The organism is Neisseria sp. P0001.S005 (genome assembly GCF_051963715.1).
On sequence record NZ_JBQCTZ010000714.1, the window covers coordinates 1 to 387 of the forward strand.

Here is a 387-nt window from a genome sequence, read left to right on the forward strand (position 1 = left end):
GCCGCAATCATTTCCCGCTGCGAAGCGCGCGGACGGAAACCGGGCAGGTTTTTGCCGATGTTTTGGTAATGGTCGCGGATGGCGTTTTTTTCTAAATCGGTGAGCATTGAGGCCGTCTGAATGGGTTTGCAAGAATAGCGTATTTTAGCATTTTTACCTTCATGAAGCCTTCGTAAAGTCTTACTCTATTTTAGGGTTTGGCATTTTGATGGCGATGGACGAGCCGCAAAAGCATAATCGGTTTTAATCAAGCAAAAGGCCGTCTGAAGCTTTAGCCGCACTGATGCAGAGGCACCCACAATTTTTGCTTTTCGGATTTGTTTTTCTCGTAGCGGTTCCACGCTTTTTCATGAAAATAAAAGACGACGGTATTGACGATGGGTTCGA

General features: G+C 46.0%; 1 protein-coding gene. It reads right to left on the bottom strand.

What is annotated here, in order from left to right:
- Positions 1-271 precede the first annotated feature (271 nt).
- On the bottom strand, positions 272-387 hold a 116-nt coding region (locus ACTHSP_RS22520), incomplete at its 5' end, for a DUF2061 domain-containing protein (protein ID WP_440347074.1).